A 676-nucleotide genomic window follows, 5' to 3' on the forward strand; every position below is an offset into this window, starting at 1 on the left:
CAGCTTTGAACTGTGATGGGCAAGGTGACGAAGCAGCGTAGCGGCCCGGATCGGCCGAAATTGCGAGAGCGCCGCAGCAAGCCGGCGGCGAGCGATAACACGCGGCTTCCTGAGCAGATCCGCAAGATTCTCCGCAAGCATTATGCAAGCAAATATCGAGTGCGGTGAGTATCCTTGGCGGCGCTTCGAGCGGCTGTGGCAGCGGCCTCAGAGCTTTCGCCGCGCTGAATGATGCTCCGCCGCGGCACTAGAGCAAGCCGTCGTATCTCTGCCAGCGCTGTAATAGGCGCATCCGGTACCCGCGCGACGGCGGTGACAGGAAATGGCGCGCTACGGCCGATGAAGATGGGCACTATTGTTTCGCCGTGGCGCTTATATGAGGCTTCGTCAGTCAAGAGGTTTTTTGCGAGAGCTTCGCTTTCTTGCTTCCCAAGAGGCCTGTGGCTGCATTCATGGCGTGATGGTCCCTTGCTTGGCCGGGCTTTCGCGGTCAAGCCCCAACGCCCGCAAGGGTTGCGCCGTTGGGCGCAAGGGCTTGACGGCGAGAGCACGCGCCGAGCGATAATGGTCTGGGTCATGTGGCGCTCGCGGGTTTCTCAGCGAACGAGTTAACCTCCCCCCCTTTTGTCGTCAGGTGTTTTTCGGTTGAAGTTACGTTTCTATTTGGTCCCATTTG

At 59.6% G+C, this 676-nt stretch carries 1 protein-coding gene; it reads left to right on the forward strand.

The window, feature by feature from the left end; all coding sequences use genetic code 11:
* Window positions 1–15: 15 nt before the first annotated feature.
* The gene (locus ACFFWD_RS29225) at window positions 16–168 is read left to right on the forward strand and encodes a hypothetical protein (RefSeq protein WP_376971219.1); all 153 of its coding nucleotides are present in this window, start codon (window positions 16–18) and stop codon (window positions 166–168) included.
* Window positions 169–676: the final 508 nt, after the last annotated feature.

The sequence above is a fragment of the Bradyrhizobium erythrophlei genome (genome assembly GCF_042430365.1).
Taxonomy (GTDB): Bacteria; Pseudomonadota; Alphaproteobacteria; order Rhizobiales; family Xanthobacteraceae; genus Bradyrhizobium; species Bradyrhizobium erythrophlei.

What these genes read in the sequence shown, in the direction of transcription:
- ACFFWD_RS29225 (WP_376971219.1), top strand. Translation starts at nt 16, where the DNA reads ATGGGCAAGGTGACGAAGCAGCGTAGCGGCCCGGATCGGCCGAAATTG.